At 34.5% G+C, this 14,959-nt stretch carries 17 protein-coding genes and 1 pseudogene; 7 read left to right on the top strand and 11 right to left on the bottom strand.

The annotated features are described in order from the left end of the window. Positions 1 to 57 precede the first annotated feature (57 nt). The 4 genes from AR335_RS11690 to AR335_RS11675 all read left to right on the top strand — a co-directional run bounded on the left by AR335_RS11690 (position 58) and on the right by AR335_RS11675 (position 3,362). Positions 58 to 843, top strand: coding sequence for a hypothetical protein (locus tag AR335_RS11690; RefSeq protein WP_062235733.1), 786 nt, complete (start codon positions 58 to 60; stop codon positions 841 to 843). Between the two features lie 191 nt (positions 844 to 1,034). After that, the gene (locus AR335_RS24940; protein WP_234293255.1) at positions 1,035 to 1,307 is read left to right on the top strand and encodes an HNH endonuclease; all 273 of its coding nucleotides are present in this window, start codon (positions 1,035 to 1,037) and stop codon (positions 1,305 to 1,307) included. Between the two features lie 6 nt (positions 1,308 to 1,313). Further along, a complete protein-coding gene (locus AR335_RS11680) occupies positions 1,314 to 2,282 on the top strand; it encodes a HEPN domain-containing protein (RefSeq protein ID WP_062235726.1) in 969 nt (322 codons plus the stop codon). A gap of 45 nt (positions 2,283 to 2,327) precedes the next feature. After that, the gene (locus AR335_RS11675) at positions 2,328 to 3,362 is read left to right on the top strand and encodes a hypothetical protein (protein ID WP_062235721.1); all 1,035 of its coding nucleotides are present in this window, start codon (positions 2,328 to 2,330) and stop codon (positions 3,360 to 3,362) included. Positions 3,363 to 3,395: 33 nt separating this feature from the next. On the opposite strand, the gene AR335_RS11670 is transcribed toward AR335_RS11675, so the two are convergent. From AR335_RS11670 to AR335_RS24935, 3 genes are read right to left on the bottom strand one after another with little or no spacing between them, the layout of a single operon-like run. Then, positions 3,396 to 4,076 (bottom strand): hypothetical protein, encoded by a 681-nt coding sequence (locus AR335_RS11670; RefSeq protein ID WP_062235718.1) that lies wholly within the window; start codon positions 4,074 to 4,076, stop codon positions 3,396 to 3,398. Positions 4,077 to 4,091: 15 nt separating this feature from the next. Continuing rightward, complete coding sequence (locus tag AR335_RS11665; RefSeq protein WP_062235715.1) at positions 4,092 to 4,382, bottom strand: hypothetical protein; 291 nt, start codon at positions 4,380 to 4,382, stop codon at positions 4,092 to 4,094. Continuing rightward, entirely contained in the window at positions 4,372 to 5,670 is a 1,299-nt protein-coding gene (locus AR335_RS24935; RefSeq protein WP_234293253.1) for an HNH endonuclease, read from the bottom strand. The genes AR335_RS11665 and AR335_RS24935 overlap by 11 nt, the downstream gene beginning before the upstream one ends. 454 nt (positions 5,671 to 6,124) lie before the next feature. Here AR335_RS24935 and AR335_RS25185 point away from each other — a divergent pair, with 454 nt between their 5' ends. Continuing rightward, the gene (locus AR335_RS25185; protein WP_255357571.1) at positions 6,125 to 6,250 is read left to right on the top strand and encodes a hypothetical protein; all 126 of its coding nucleotides are present in this window, start codon (positions 6,125 to 6,127) and stop codon (positions 6,248 to 6,250) included. A gap of 1,002 nt (positions 6,251 to 7,252) precedes the next feature. On the opposite strand, the gene AR335_RS23145 is transcribed toward AR335_RS25185, so the two are convergent. The 8 genes and pseudogenes from AR335_RS23145 to AR335_RS11620 all read right to left on the bottom strand — a co-directional run bounded on the left by AR335_RS23145 (position 7,253) and on the right by AR335_RS11620 (position 12,581). Next, positions 7,253 to 7,603: a cysteine-rich VLP protein gene (locus tag AR335_RS23145; RefSeq protein ID WP_082683460.1), complete on the bottom strand. Its 351-nt coding sequence runs from the start codon at positions 7,601 to 7,603 to the stop codon at positions 7,253 to 7,255. 76 nt (positions 7,604 to 7,679) lie between these two features. Further along, complete coding sequence (locus AR335_RS25180; RefSeq protein WP_255357570.1) at positions 7,680 to 7,811, bottom strand: hypothetical protein; 132 nt, start codon at positions 7,809 to 7,811, stop codon at positions 7,680 to 7,682. 16 nt (positions 7,812 to 7,827) lie between these two features. Continuing rightward, positions 7,828 to 8,184, bottom strand: a complete 357-nt coding sequence (locus AR335_RS11645) for a hypothetical protein (RefSeq protein ID WP_062235709.1) — start codon at positions 8,182 to 8,184, stop codon at positions 7,828 to 7,830. Positions 8,185 to 8,284: 100 nt separating this feature from the next. Next, complete coding sequence (locus AR335_RS11640; RefSeq protein ID WP_234293252.1) at positions 8,285 to 8,566, bottom strand: helix-turn-helix domain-containing protein; 282 nt, start codon at positions 8,564 to 8,566, stop codon at positions 8,285 to 8,287. A 588-nt stretch (positions 8,567 to 9,154) separates the two neighbouring features. Continuing rightward, positions 9,155 to 10,675, bottom strand: a complete 1,521-nt coding sequence (locus AR335_RS11635; RefSeq protein WP_062235703.1) for a recombinase family protein — start codon at positions 10,673 to 10,675, stop codon at positions 9,155 to 9,157. Positions 10,676 to 10,728: 53 nt separating this feature from the next. Beyond that, a pseudogene (locus AR335_RS11630) lies at positions 10,729 to 11,220 on the bottom strand (hypothetical protein); the annotation flags it as partial. Between the two features lie 151 nt (positions 11,221 to 11,371). Continuing rightward, positions 11,372 to 11,962, bottom strand: a complete 591-nt coding sequence (locus AR335_RS11625; protein ID WP_062235699.1) for a DedA family protein — start codon at positions 11,960 to 11,962, stop codon at positions 11,372 to 11,374. A 22-nt stretch (positions 11,963 to 11,984) separates the two neighbouring features. Then, entirely contained in the window at positions 11,985 to 12,581 is a 597-nt protein-coding gene (locus tag AR335_RS11620) for an undecaprenyl-diphosphatase (RefSeq protein WP_062235696.1), read from the bottom strand. A gap of 185 nt (positions 12,582 to 12,766) precedes the next feature. On the opposite strand from AR335_RS11620, the gene AR335_RS11615 reads away from it, so the two are divergent. Both AR335_RS11615 and AR335_RS11610 read left to right on the top strand, forming a co-directional pair. After that, positions 12,767 to 13,468 carry a response regulator transcription factor gene (locus AR335_RS11615; protein ID WP_062235693.1) on the top strand — a complete coding sequence of 234 codons (702 nt, stop codon included), beginning with the start codon at positions 12,767 to 12,769 and terminating at the stop codon, positions 13,466 to 13,468. A 1-nt stretch (position 13,469) separates the two neighbouring features. Beyond that, positions 13,470 to 14,837 (top strand): sensor histidine kinase, encoded by a 1,368-nt coding sequence (locus tag AR335_RS11610; RefSeq protein WP_062235690.1) that lies wholly within the window; start codon positions 13,470 to 13,472, stop codon positions 14,835 to 14,837. Positions 14,838 to 14,959: the final 122 nt, after the last annotated feature.

Genomic DNA, 14,959 nt, shown 5'->3' with positions numbered 1-14,959 from the left:
ATTTTTTCAAAAACATTTAGAATGGAATTATAAGGATAGAGGAAAGGAAACCTTAAAATGAAAAGTGAACGTATCCAATATTTAAAAGAAAACTATATGTCAAGCGATAGTTTTGGGGTTATTCCTGAAACAGATACACCTATTGTAGCCTCAAAATTAGAGGTTACAGAAACAACATTAAAAAAGGATTTAAAAGAATTAAACTATGTTATTTATAAAAGAAGGCCCCCTAAAATAAAAGACCTAGAATCTTATATGCCTGTTTTAGATGGATTGAAACTAAAGATAGAAAGACGTATGCCAAAATATGTCCAGCATAAATCAGTAAGAACACTAATTGGACAATCCTTGTGGGGAAAGGTAAGAACCATTGTTTTAGAAATGAATAATGAATGTTGTTCTGCTTGTGTTTTTTCACCTAATGATCTTACACAACTACACGTTCATGAGGAATGGGATTTTGACGAAGATAATACAACAATAATACTAACTGGTTTATCTTTATTGTGTCATATGTGCCATTCATTGCACCATATAGACTATACATATTTTAGATCCGCAGAAAAAGACAAGTGGGAAGAAGAAAAAGAAAAGCTGGATATTCATTTTATGAAGGTAAATGAATGTAGTCAAGAAATTCTAATTGCTAGTAAAAGGTTAGCCTCTAAACAGCAAATACTAGATAAAATGCCTAAAGCAAAAACTGGTGAATCATTACAGCAGTTCTTTGAGAAACAAAAAAAGTTACAAAATGCTAATTGGTCATATTCTGTTTTTAATGAAATGCCTCTAAGAGAAAAAGTAATTAGGGTACTGGAAAAGAAAGTATTAGTTGAAAAATAAATCGTTTTATTTTAGGAGAGTATCAATTATTCTATTCTATTGATGGTAAGGGGAAGGGATATTGGGGTTTAAGAAATTTTGAACCTGATGGATATAGTGTAGAATTAACTGAGGATGATATAGGGTTTGTTGAAGGAAAGAAGAAGTTAAGACAACATATATTTAGGGAACGTAATCCACAGGTTATTAGGTTGGCAAAGGAAAAATTTAAGCAAGAAAATAATGGTCGTATTTTTTGTGAAATTTGCGGTTTTGACTTTTATAAAACTTATGGTGAAATTGGTGAGGATTTTATAGAGGGTCATCACACTATACCGGTATCAGAATTAGAAGACGGTCAAGTAACTAAGATAGAGGATATAGCTATTGTTTGTTCAAACTGTCATAGAATGTTACATAGAAAAAGACCTTGGTTAAGTAAGGATCAATTGAAAACTTTAATGAATCAAAATAGTGGAGAGTGACACTTAGTGAAGTTTTATTTTGTAGCAAGTATTTATAATCTAAAAGTTCAAAGAGTAATGAACAAAGGTCTTGAAGTTATTGAAGGAATTAGACTGTCAAACAGCAAAGAGAGGCTAGATACTTTTATTGATGATTTTTTTATGACACTAGCTGGTAAACTCGAAGTTGATGAATTATATGATAAACCATTTTTATATTATCAGGGGAATACGGAACAACTTGAAATTGATATTGACAATGGAGAAGCTAGATTAGACCTTTTAGATTATTATCTTAAGATGGCACAAACATTTTCAAATTTTTTGTGGTTAGCAAAAGATAATAGTGTGACAGTTCAACAAGGATTTTTATATATAAAAAACTCCGATGGTACACCTCATTCAATGACATCTAATATGAGAACCCCTATTTTCTTTAATTCAAAGTGTAAAAATGAACAGATAATTTTTACATATGAAGAATTAAAGAGGTTAGCTGAATCAATAAAAGGTTTAAATAATCAACATATAATAAAAGAACCAGATCAAATGGCAATGGTAGTAAATACTCTATCAAATAGAATTGAACGGTTTAATTATTTTCTACAATCAACTAGAACACAAACACATTTACCAAGTAAAATTGGTATGTACTGTACATTACTAGAGACTTTTTTATCCACTGATAAAGATGAAATCACTCATAAAATTGCCGAAAGAATGGCAAGGATATTAGGTGGAACTTATGAGGAACGGTTAGAAATATTTACTTTTATTAAAAATGCATATGCAGTAAGGTCATCAACAGTGCATGGTGATAAATTAAATAAAAAATATAGAGATATTGAAAAATTAGAAGAAATGTCAAGCAAATTTGATGATTATTTAAGATCCCTTTATGTTTATATTCTTAGTGAAGAAAAAGTAAGTCAGCTTTATAGAGATGATAATAACGAGAAATTAAATGACTGGTTTAGGGAGTTGATTTTAAAATAATATGACTAATGTCTCAACAATCTTAAAGGTGAATGTGGTGGGTATATGAGTATTGAATTAAGTTTATTAGTAGATGAATATATTGATAAAGATGATATAGAACAAATTATTTGTAATCTAGGATTCAAGAAACATGAAGGCTATGATGATTATTTTTGGTTTAACAGTGACTATGTTTCCACAAGAGGTTGTTGGTTTAGTTTTGGATATGATGTAGAAGTATTTATTAGTGATGAACCAGAGGTTTACAAAGTGTTTAATACAGTACTTCAAACAAAGACTTATGCTGGTAGAAGTTATGGGGATATTGAAATGCAAATGAAAGTTCTTGGGAAAATTCAAGAAAAATACGGTGGTGAAATATTTGATCCTGATGAAAATGAATACGGTTTCTTTGAGAATGATTGGCCAAACTTATCGAGAACCGAAATTGCCTGTGGTCTAGCCTATTTACATTTTAAAGAGAATCTACGTAAAGCAAAGTTACTGATTGAAGAAGTAGATCTAAAAGAAATTGAGGGAGAATTAGCGAGAGGTTTTTCCATAAGTAATAAACAGTTATTACGCAACAACACATTGTTACCATTTTTTGTTTCTGTTCTTGAAACATTTTTAAAATTATTTTTTATGAGATACTTAGAAACAAATGATGAAGCAGTAGATGAAATTTTTCGTAAGAAAGATAAATTACCATATTCAATCGTGAAAGAAATACTTTCAGGTGAAAAGTCTATTATAGACATTGAATTAGAGGATTATTCTTTTCAAAACTTTAAATCTGCTAATAGAGGATATACAAAATATTTGAATTTTGACTTATATGATGTATTAAGTAAAAGAATTAAATATAACGAGAATGAAGAAACTATTTATAACGAGAATGAAGAAACTATTGCAAGTGTGTTAAGTGGAATGATAAATATGAGGCATGAGATTATCCATAAGGCGTTATTAGAATATGATTTGGATAAAACAAAAATGGATAAATATTATTACTATATTGAAAAATTCGGTGAAATTTTTATAGCTGACTTTATGAAAAAGCATAAGTTAAGATTGTTGATTGAAGAAGAACTATAGAAGGGTATCCTAAACGGACACCCTTTTTTCTTACTAATAGACATTCAATTTTTCTTTTAACAAGTTTATGAAGATTCTATCAGCAAAGTCATTATCATTTAGACAAATATAATCGTACCAGCTGTAATTTTTTTTAATCTTATTTAGTAAATCTATATTTGTACCGTTGGGTTTAGAATAAAAAATAGTAACAGCTTTAAAGTTATCATGTTCACTATGTCGTACATTCTCTATTCGGTTAAAGTCCTGTAATGCTAAAGGTATTTCAGTATCTTTATCCAAACTGCCTTGAAAGTAATTAGCCACAATATTACTATTTAAGTCACCAACGTCTACTTTTACCTTTTGAGGTATTTTAATTGCTTTTACTGAAAAGTAATATTCAATGGTGTTTCCATTCATTACTTTGATATCCGATTGTTGTGTTTTAATCTTCTCATTTCCATACTTATCAAAGTATGTTCTTTTACCATTTAAAGTTCCCCCAGAAGAGACTTTAAGGTAACTATTTGATAAAAGCCACCCTTCTATAATTTTTAGAAGCAGTAACTCGGTAAAACCAGAAAAGTTACTTTTACTACCGAAATACTTTTTAAAGTTATCAGTAAGATAAATGTAGTTGTTACGTATATCATTACATGTTAACTTATTATGATCTCTTAATAATGTGCTATTTAGATCATTTATAAAGTTATTGATAATCAAATTTATCATGTTTCGCTTTTCCTCTTATTTAGAATAACGTGCTATCAAATCTTTACAGGCTTTATCAACCATTTCATAGTCTTGAAATAAAATATGTGCAGGATTATCAAAAACAATTTCTCTATTTTTACAAGCTGTTTTCCAATCTTCAGAATTACCATGTTGAATGAACACAATACAAGCTAGCCTCTCAATACCGTCGTTCCAAGTAACGTCACCCACGAAAACCCTATAATATCTGTTCTTACCTTCACTTGATTTTAGGATTTTTCTATCCCACTCATTGTGTACTTTAAAGTCGTTTTTATAATTCACTTATGACCTCTCCTTTTAATAGATTTTTTAAGAACTCAATAGAGTAGGCAGGCTTTCTTTTGTGAAGCATAGCATGACAATTCGGGCATACGGGTCTTAAATCAGCAATAGGATCAACTTCATATTTTTCACCAATAGTATGTAACTCTTTAAGGTGGTGAACATGTATAAAGTCCTTGCCAAGATCGCCATATGTTCTTTCAAAATTAAAATCACAAACTACACAACTACACCCATAATGTTCAATACACTTCTTTCTAGCTACTGGGTTACGTTCATATACGTTAACAGATACTTGTTTAGTAGAACCTTCTGTATATTTTTCTGGGTTATCTACTTCCGCAGTAGTTTTATTAGGGTATTCTTCATTTTCATCATTAAATTCCCATATAATTTTTACTGGTTTAGTATCCTTATATTCTTTTACTCTACCGTTACCTTGATACACAAAGTTAGGATTACTACTGTCCTCACGTGTGAAAATATAAATGTTTCCTTTCGGATTTAACATAGCTTGAATAGTTGGTGTAGCTAGTGAATGGTGATTCTTGCCAAACCACTGAAAGTTATCACCAATAAATTTATTGTCATAGTCATGTCCAGTTCGTCCAGCAGAGTTAATATTGGCAAATATAAAAACGTCATCATTGAAGGTAGTGTACCCAGTGTTCCAATTACCACCTTGTTTTTCTTCTGGTACATTGTAAACCCTGTAAATGTCTTTTCGTGCAAGTTCACTTCCGACTTTAAGAGGAATAGGGTTTGTATTTTTTGCACTATCTACAAGTATGGATATTTTTTTTAACGTTTGTGGGTTTAGGGGCATTGAGGAGGCTTGAAAGCCTTCAACTAAATACTTATCGTAGTCATTTTCTTTTAAGTTTAAATCCTCAAGTAATACAGGGCTATTTAATAAGTTTCTTATGTATCTAACAGGTACTCGGTAATTTTCTTGATCGCTTTCTTCGTAATAATGTTCGTCTCTTTCTGATGAATAAATCGGTTTACCAGTAACTTCAACTACTGCATATATACCACGCTTTAGCTTTGGTTTACCGTTTAGTTGTTCTTTGTTTCTATAGTCGTGACCAACTCTAATAACACCTAATTGTCCTTTTTTAAACCAGTCTTTTTGCCAACTAGTTATTGAAAATGTATCTTCAACTTTATTTGACGCTAAGAAATCGTCAACAGCCCATTTTTGGGGGTTACAGAAAAATGTCCAGAAACCAGAAGGTTTAATTTTATTTTCATTTTTGTCCTCTGCAACAGGATTACTCAAATTCATTACATTACCGTCCTTTATTTTTATAATATGTGATATAGCATTATATATGGCAATTCTTCTACTATTTTAAATAAGTTAGCATTTATTGTAAAATAAGTTATGGTCTTTTGGAAATTGAATATATGTTTTATAGTACATATTTAGTAGAATTCAAATATAATTTAATTACGGTGTGGAAATTATAGGGTTGTGTAGTCTTATAAAAAAATAACTAAGAATAAAAACTCCGTTAAACGTTAAATTAAAAACCACTAATATAAAATATAAAATCCTAAAAGACTAAAAAAGCCAAGGTAAAGTTAACAGATAAAAAGGCGAATAAAAATGAACGATAGGTAACCAAACGAGTGAAGAGTGGTAAAGATAAAATAAAATGGGTAAATTCCAGCTGATAACTAAATAGACTTTTGTTTCCCTTACCAGCTACACCGAATAAACTTCGGAGGGTAAATAAATGAAACCGTTCATCACTCGTTTAAAGCGTATGGTAATTAGCAAAAGATTTTGGGCAGATATAATTGCAAAAATAGTGCTAGGTTTAGTGATATGGGTTGTAAAAATTGCTTTATTTAAAAACTAATTAACGGATAAATCCTCTGTATATAGGCTAAATAAAGTTCTATTAGCCTCCGTATAGGGGATTTTTTCAATACTTTTTGGGGTGCTAATATATGAAAATGACATCCGATCAAATACTAAAAGCTATGGAAGAAATGGATAATGGGGAACGAATTAAACTGTTATCAGTATTAGCAGAAAAGCATTTTGGAAGCCGACGATAGAGGAAATAGCTAGATTGAATTATGAGGCTATGTACGGTGACGAGGAAGAATAGGAAAGGGCTATTAGCTGTATTTAGCCATACCCCTTTTAATTCTATAAATCTTATTCAGTTCGTTCCTACAAGACTTACAAAAAGAGTTTTTACCTTGAAAGCCAAATTTATCTCTAATAAAAAGGTCACTGGTCTTTATAGCTTTACAGCTAGTACATTCTAAATATAGTGTGCCAGTTTCATCCTTATATGCTTTACGTTCTCTAAGACTAGTCTGAAACAAGATTAGATTCATTAGATCAGCCCCTCGTCCTTGAAGTAGTTAATTATGATGTCAGGGTTCACTTGCATTTGTTTAGCTATTTCTTGGGGTGAGTGATCTTCCCATACTAGTTGGTGAAATTGTTCAAGGGTTAAAGTAAAGTTCTTTTTTTTTCTAGCTTTATTTTTACCCCCAACGTTTCCTAGTCTTGTACCGTCTGTATCGCCATAAGGCATGTTACAGACGTGTCGCTGGTGTTTTTTACCTACCATATGGATAGGATTACCAAAAAATCTTAGTCCACACTTTTTACACTTAAAGCACATTGTAGCTTGTTTATTTATTTAGGCTGACAGGGGCTTTACAGTGTCACCGTAAACCTCATGTAATTTACCTTCAAATTCTGATTTATTCATATTGATTTACCACCTTTATTGATTTAGTTAAACAACAGTTAGAAAACGGATAGGTATAAAACCCTTCCGCGTTAAATTTCAACCTCTGAAACCCTTGATATAATAGGCTTTATTTAGTTCTAACTGTTGTTACTTAGTACGTTTTTGATTAGCTTTAATAAACGTTGAACGCCTTGCTGATCTTCTGCAACTATCACCGCAATAAACAGCCCTATTTGATACTGAGTTAAATCCTTTACCACAGCCCTTACATGACTTGTTTTGTACAGATTGTTTGCCATAATATATAGCCTCTAAAGTTTTATTAGCTGGTAACACTGACTTTTCAAAGTAAGTACATGAACAGTCGCTAGCTGGTATCTTTTTACCTCGATATTCACCACCTGAAATAAGTTGACATTCTCTGTCTAATAAAATACATTTACCGTTTATATAGTTCGCACATGATGAAGTTACTAATTGTTTAATACTCTGTTCCATTTGAATAACCACCTTTTAAAGTAATAGAAAAAGACCGTCAGCAAATTAAATGCCAACGGTCTATTTTTTGAGAGAATTATTTCTTGTCTTGTTCGTATTTCTTCACTTGTAATCCTAATTCAAAAGCCTGTTCAGGTGTCAGCATTTTAACTATTGCCATCTGTTCACCTTTAGCCACAGCTTTAATGAATGCCTTATCATACTTCATACAATCGCGTCCTTAATTAGCGTCTGTCATTCATAGTAAGTCCAGCCCTTGCACGTTCAACCCTTGCCTTAATTTCCCTCTCTAAATGTTCTTGTCTAATCTGTTCTCTGCGTTCCTCAGCTTCACGTAATATACGGTTACGTTCTGCCAATGCGTTCGCCACTTCTTCATCATTTGAATAAGAATTTGTTTTTTGTTCGTAAATTGACATTTTTCCACCGTCCATAGGAACGATATTTTCATCACGTTTCATCTTATCCACCGCTGTACCTAAAGCCATACGAACTGTTAATGGTAAAGATATAATTTCCTCATGTGCTGATTCATCACCCATTGCCAATTTTTTAATAAATTCAGGATTAAAATTTTCCATAATAGATAACCACCTTATAATTTTTAGTTAACTTCAATTTGTTGCTTTTCTTTAACCACAACTAAACCCTTTAACAGCAATAGCAAGATAACTGTAATCATCACTTATAGCCTCGTTGTGACTTCATTTCTAGTATTTTACGGATACTAGCAACCTCAATATTTGATACTCTTAAACGCTTCATAGCGTCCTTAAAACGTTCCTGATAAATAGGTGTAAATTCTAAATGTCCATTTTCAAGACGACTAATAACAGAATCGTCTACACCCATAAATTCTTCCATTTGCTTTAGCGTCTTGTTCCTTAGGAATCGAACTTGTCGAATATAGCGATAATCTAAGTTGTCTAGTTGTCCGTATGGAATACGGTTATTATCTTCCAAGCTGTTCACCTTCTTCATAGTTTTGTTAGGTGCAATAAAATTGCAATTGCTGTAAATAAAAAAGGCCTGGCAACAAAGCCACACCTTAGCTAAAAGGAAAGATCAATCCAATGTCATTATTCACCGTAGGAAACCTATAAAAGATTTCCCTATTAGTCCTTCTTTGGGGATAGGGGGTTTTACAGGCTATCAGGTGAAATTTTATTGCAATCTATAATTCTTTTATTTTCCATGTCCTAAAACATACTGAATTTGAAAGTACCTAAGTGAGAGGTACTTAAAGACAAACAATAGGACAAACAAAGATAAACTAACTTGTCCTAAAATGACAGTCTTTCGCAAGTGCTTCTTTGAATAAATAAATTCAACGAGGTGCTGGTACAGATGAAAGAAATAAAAAGAAGTAGAAAATTTAAAACCAAAATAATCAATCTGAATATTATGGCTTACGTGGGGTGATGTGATTATGAAAAATAAACGTATGCCGAAAGTAACCATAATCAAAGCCACTAATCCTAACTATAAACAAGTAGCTGAGGCAATCGTAAAATTATCTCAATCAAATACAGAAACAAAGAAGGACGCTTCCTAATTGGAGACGTCCTTTTCTTTTAGTCTTATTTCAAATTCATCTACTGTATTTACTAATTCTAGGTGTTCAAACAGTAGTCTGTATATCCTATTTTGATTTTCAATGCTTTCGTTCTCAATGTTATATAGCGAATCAACAGCATTTTGAATAACTGAACCTCTATCATAATCATTTAAACTAGCCAGTAGCCTCTCGTTATACTCTAGTGTCATATTCAATTCTTTTGCGTCCTTCTCTAATGGTGGTACTAATCCTACATAGTCTGCTTCCGATAAAATTCCTTTGATTAAATAACTTTTTGCATTTTGTATTTCAGTTTGTATTTCAGCCATACGGACTTTAATGTCCTTTATTTGATTCATAACGCTGATTTTCTTATCATTGGTGGTATCTATATCAACGCTTTTTATTTCTTCTCTTAACGCTTCCTTATAGCTTTCAACAGCTATATAAAAGTGGGGAAGTAGTTCCTTCATGGAAATTGATCTATTAGGACATTTCTTTTCGTTAAATTCACCGATAACCTTCTGACATTTTCCAATCTGATAAGATGTAACGCCTTCTTTATTAGTCCATGACTTATGAATAGGTAATCTATTTCCACACATACCACATACCACTAATCTATCCAGTACAGTATTTATTTTAGTGTAACGGATTCCTTGTGGATTCCTACTGCGTGACTTAATCATATTATGCACTTCTTGATATTCCTCTATTGTTAATAAAGGCTGGTGGGTATCTCTAACAATAACATCTTCTCCAAACATCTTACTGTAATAGTGACTTTCACCTAAATAAACACGATTAGCCAACATTCGTGTAATTGTACCAACGTCTTTCCATTTCTTATTAGACTTAGTGGTATATCCCAGTTGGTTAAGTTGTCCAATGATCTCAGCTATTACATATCCTTCTAATACCTTGTCCACAATATACCTAAATGTCTTGCTTTCAATAGGGTGTGGTATCAGCTTGTCCTTATCTTTGAAGTAACCGAAAGGTGACTTATTGACATAGCTACCTTCCTTAGCACTTGCCAAAACTTTTATATTCATTCTATAAGCAAAGTTCAATAGTTCCTGTTCATTCATAGCACCACGAAGGATATTAGGTAGAAACTGATTCTTGTCGTTAGGGAAAATATACCCTTCACGTATGGAAAGAATAACAATATCTGTACCTTTTACTGCTTCATAAACATTCGTTTGTTCATTGACTGAACGATATAGTCTTGATTCTTCCACAACAATAATTAAATCATGCTTTCCTTCTAAACAAGCCTTTAACATCTTTCTATATTCTTCTCTCTTTACGTTTGTAGACTTTGCCACATAGTCATTATAGATAACATAATCATTCCAGCCCTGTTCCTTGCAGAAGTCAATCAATCGCTTCATATGGCTTTCTATAGTTTCTGTTTCGGTTTTACCGCTACTTTTCTTTGACTTCCTTAAATACAATGCTTTAGGCTTATCAGAAGGCTTATAGTCAGCTTGTGAGAATGGTGTATACAAAGTGTTTCACTCCATTTAGTATGATATGTATGTACTTTATAATAACATACTTTTTCTCCAGACAATGCAATTCCATGTCCGAAGAGGTTCATCGCCATCGCCACACCGAGAGCGGGGAGCCCGGCACGTATTGCGACAGGAAGCAGGACGGCTCCCATCAAGGCAACAGCAGGAGAAGGCCAGAAAAACCAGGAGATGATCATCATGAGAATCCCAATCGTCCAGTAGGCAAGAGCGGGAGTCCGTATCAGCTTTGAAAACGGGGAGATCATGACATCATTAATCCCTGTAGCCGTCAGCGTTTTGCTCATCGCCACGATAATCGAGATGACCAGGATAGTAGAGAGCAGCTCAGTGATTGCATAAGCAAAGCTGTTGAAGATGCTGCTGACGGAAGCACTTAACGAGCCTGTAGCCGTTATGGCAATTAAGAAGATCCCGATGATACAGACCAGGGTCGTATCCCGTCTTAATACCATAAAGCCGATAATCAAAAAGATGAACACGACATAAATCCAATGAAGCGCTGTAAGTTCAACGCCCATTTTTTTCTCTCCCTTCATCGTTTCATATTCCTTAAACGGGCTTATGCCCATGGTGGTGGTAATACAGAATATGTTTAGGTTAAGATATGGTGAGAAGGATTTATAAGACAAAAGCCCCAGCCCTGATATTTAAAGGGCTGAGGCTTCGAACTTAAATCGTTTTTCTTTTTTTAATCACAAAAACAGCAAGCAAGATGAATGCCATCAGCATCACAAGGATTACACTGAATTTTGACATATACATCTCTATGGATTTCCATTGGTTTCCGAGAAGGTATCCAAAGGTCAGGAACGTAATGGTCCAGATCAGGGCGCCTGTATAAGCGAAAAAGGAGAATTTTCGGAACGAGTAACCATTTATGCCCGCAAGATAAGCGGTCAAATGTCTTACACCCGGTATAAAGTAACCGATAAATAATAGGAAGGGACCGTATTTATCATAAAGTTTTTTTGCTGTATCGATTTTATCCTCAGTAAGATGAAGTTTCGGGCCGAATTTCTTTAAAAACGGTAAACCTAATTTAACGCCTAAAAGATAGCTGATGGATATTCCTGCAGCCGATCCAGCCCATGCACTGAGTAAAGCTGGAATGTAGGCCATCTCACCTTTAAAGATATGATATCCAATAAAAGTGAGGAACAGCTCGTCAGGTACAGGAAGCCCCACAATTCCTCCAATCAAAGCCATAATAATCCCGAAATAACCAAAATGTGCAAGAAGATAACTGATGTGCTGTTCCATGTGTGATCACTTCCACAATAGGTTATAGTTTTTCTTTTCTTTCAAGTTCATCTGTTTCAAAGAAATTTACTCTGCGGTACACGTTCAAGATAAACTGTACGAAAAATTCCAGCTTAGCTGAAAACCGCACGACCAAATATCCACATGCATAAGCAATTACTGCACTGCCTGCAATATCAGCCGGGTAATGAACACCAACAAAGATACGTGAAATTCCAATCACTACCGCCCAGCAGAGGACAGGCACACGCCAACGGCTGCCCCTCATCCATAAAATCCATGCGATAGAGAATACTACTATGGCATGATCACTTACAAAAGAAGAATCCATGGAGTGTGGAATCAGTTTGTGTACATGGTGGACGGCAAACGGGCGTGGATGATAGTAAACAAGGTGTAAGATGAGATTCAGCAAAAGCGCGAAGGCAGTTGTACATCCAGCATATATCGCGGTACGTTTATTTTCTATATGGTGTGACGTTCCTGGAATAAACCATAGCAGCAAGATCATGGCTACGGCTAAATAGGGCACACTGTTGGTCAGCAAAATCATACTTTTATCGAAAAAGACCGATTGATTTGCCAAGCTGTTGATCCATTGAAAGATAATATCATTCATACATTTCTCTCCTTACATACATAGAATCTCAGGTGTGGATGATTCTGTATCAAAAATTAAGTATAGTTCTGTAAACTGAAAAAACACTGAAGACAACATTAAAATTCAATTAAAATAAGAAGTTTGAAACGTGTCTCATGATAAAGTTGAAAAATAATAGTACAGCATTAAAGAGGTGAGATGTAGTGAAACAACGGATTCTAGTCGTGGAAGATGAAGTGCAGATTGCTAAAGTCCTTAAAATAGAACTGGAATATGAGGATTATGAAGTCCACATCGAGCATGATGGCTTGTCAGGACTGGAGAATGCACTAGGAGAAAATTATAATTTGATCCTTTTGGATGTCATGCTTCCGAAACTGAGCGGAATAGAAGTGTTAAGAAGGCTGCGAAAAGCAGGCAGCCATACACCGGTAATTTTATTAACTGCCCGAAATACAACCCTGGATAAAGTGATGGGCCTGGATCTGGGAGCGAACGATTATGTCACGAAGCCGTTCGAGATTGAAGAGCTGCTGGCGCGAGTGCGGTCCTCCATCCGCTATCACTCTTCCATCATCAGCTGGCAAGCGGACCGAAACCAGCAGCCGAAGCTTTCGATTAAGGATTTAAGTGTGAACACAGAATCAAGGGAAGTGACAAGAAGTGGAGAAAGCATATCACTTACTCCAAAAGAATATGACTTGCTTGTTTATCTTCTTCATCATAAAAATAAGATCGTTACACGCGAAGGAATATTAACGAATGTTTGGGGCTATGAATTTGAAGGAGAAACCAATGTGATCGATGTTTATATCCGGCACCTGAGGAAAAAACTCGAAGATGATTCATCCGATCCATTAATTCAGACCGTTCGTGGTGTCGGTTACACCATGAAGGAGAAGTAAAGTGAAAATCACCACAAAGATCAACATCTTAACAACAGCCTGGCTGGTCTTTATCCTTCTCATCATGAATGTTCTTGTTTTTTTTACATTTATGAAAACCATCGGCAATATTGAAGAACGGTTCCTCATTCAGAAGGCTCACGAGATTATTAAAAAAACAGAAAATCAGGGTTCAGGAGTTCTGACTAAGGACTTGTTGGAAGTCTATCTGTCGGATCATTCTTTTATCCGTTTAGTAGATAAGAATTCAGTGGTCACCAAGCAAATTACAGATGATCAAGACTTGGCAAAGGTAAAAGCGGAATTTTCACCCAAAGAGGAATCCGAGCTCCGGCAGATCGGTGAAGAACAGTTCCAGTTTGTCCGCGTTCCCATCTCAACGAATCACAATGTTTCCTATACGATGGAGATTGCACAGAGGGTAACAGGGCTTGAAGTGAAGAAAGACAAGCTATTATCAATCTTAGCGGCATGTTCAGCCATTACGATTCTGCTCTCTTTGGCAGGAGGAAGGTTGCTTTCCAACGTGATCATGAAGCCAATCTCCAGAATGATTAGAACGATGGAGGACATTGAACAGAGCGGGGTTCCTAAAACGATATTTATCCAAAATCGATCGAAGGATGAACTCTATACCCTTGCCAACACATTTAATCACATGATCAGCAGATTGCAAGAAAATATTGAACGGCAGAAGCAATTTGTTTCTGATGCCTCTCATGAGTTGAAAACGCCAATCACGGTTATTGGCAGCTATGCGAACTTATTAAGAAGAAGAGGATTAAAAAACGAAAAACTCTCAAAAGAAGCGATAGAAGCCATTCATCAGGAAGCGATGAGGATGCAAAAAATGACAGAGACACTGCTTGATCTGGCCTCATCTGAAAATGAAACCACATTACATGTTAAAAAAGTAAATCTTACTCAAGTTTGCGAAAGCCTTGCCAAACAGCTGAAAAGTATTTATAAACGGGAAATCCTCTTTCATCAGGAAAATCCGCCAGTGTATGTTGAAGCTGATGAATTAAAGATGAAACAGGTAATCATCATCGTTCTCGATAATGCGATAAAATACAGCAAAGCCAAAATAGAAGTCACGGTCCGCCAAAAAGAAGGGCAAGCCTTTATTCATGTAAAAGATTATGGAATCGGTATACCAGAAGAGGATGTCACCCACATTTTTGAACGATTTTACCGTGTGGATAAGGCAAGATCCAGGGAAACGGGAGGAACAGGCCTCGGGTTATCCATTGCTAAAATCATTATGAAGCTTCATCGAGGCGATATTGATATAAAAAGCAGGGAAGGAAAAGGGACAGAGGTTGAATTACGAATTCCGATTTTTTACCAAACGACTCAAGAGGCATAACATTAAATTTTGCTGAGGAGAACATTAATAATAAATGAAAAACCAAAAATAAAGGATTTTACATGCTACAGTTGACACAAGGTTCAGGTGAACTGAACCATCAAATCTTTAAAAAGAGGCGA

The organism is Fictibacillus sp. FJAT-27399 (assembly GCF_001510655.1).
Taxonomy (GTDB): Bacteria; Bacillota; Bacilli; order Bacillales; family Fictibacillaceae; genus Fictibacillus_C; species Fictibacillus_C marinisediminis.
Note: the sequence above shows the minus strand (reverse complement) of the source record. Positions and strands in the feature narration are given on the sequence as shown.

What these genes read in the sequence shown, in the direction of transcription:
- AR335_RS25185 (WP_255357571.1), top strand. Translation starts at nt 6,125, where the DNA reads ATGAAACCGTTCATCACTCGTTTAAAGCGTATGGTAATTAGCAAAAGA.
- AR335_RS11625 (WP_062235699.1), bottom strand. Translation starts at nt 11,962, where the DNA reads ATGGAACAGCACATCAGTTATCTTCTTGCACATTTTGGTTATTTCGGG.
- AR335_RS11690 (WP_062235733.1), top strand. Translation starts at nt 58, where the DNA reads ATGAAAAGTGAACGTATCCAATATTTAAAAGAAAACTATATGTCAAGC.
- AR335_RS11675 (WP_062235721.1), top strand. Translation starts at nt 2,328, where the DNA reads ATGAGTATTGAATTAAGTTTATTAGTAGATGAATATATTGATAAAGAT.
- AR335_RS24935 (WP_234293253.1), bottom strand. Translation starts at nt 5,670, where the DNA reads ATGAATTTGAGTAATCCTGTTGCAGAGGACAAAAATGAAAATAAAATT.
- AR335_RS25180 (WP_255357570.1), bottom strand. Translation starts at nt 7,811, where the DNA reads ATGAAGTATGATAAGGCATTCATTAAAGCTGTGGCTAAAGGTGAACAG.
- AR335_RS11645 (WP_062235709.1), bottom strand. Translation starts at nt 8,184, where the DNA reads ATGGAAAATTTTAATCCTGAATTTATTAAAAAATTGGCAATGGGTGAT.
- AR335_RS11620 (WP_062235696.1), bottom strand. Translation starts at nt 12,581, where the DNA reads ATGAATGATATTATCTTTCAATGGATCAACAGCTTGGCAAATCAATCG.
- AR335_RS11670 (WP_062235718.1), bottom strand. Translation starts at nt 4,076, where the DNA reads ATGATAAATTTGATTATCAATAACTTTATAAATGATCTAAATAGCACA.
- AR335_RS23145 (WP_082683460.1), bottom strand. Translation starts at nt 7,603, where the DNA reads ATGGAACAGAGTATTAAACAATTAGTAACTTCATCATGTGCGAACTAT.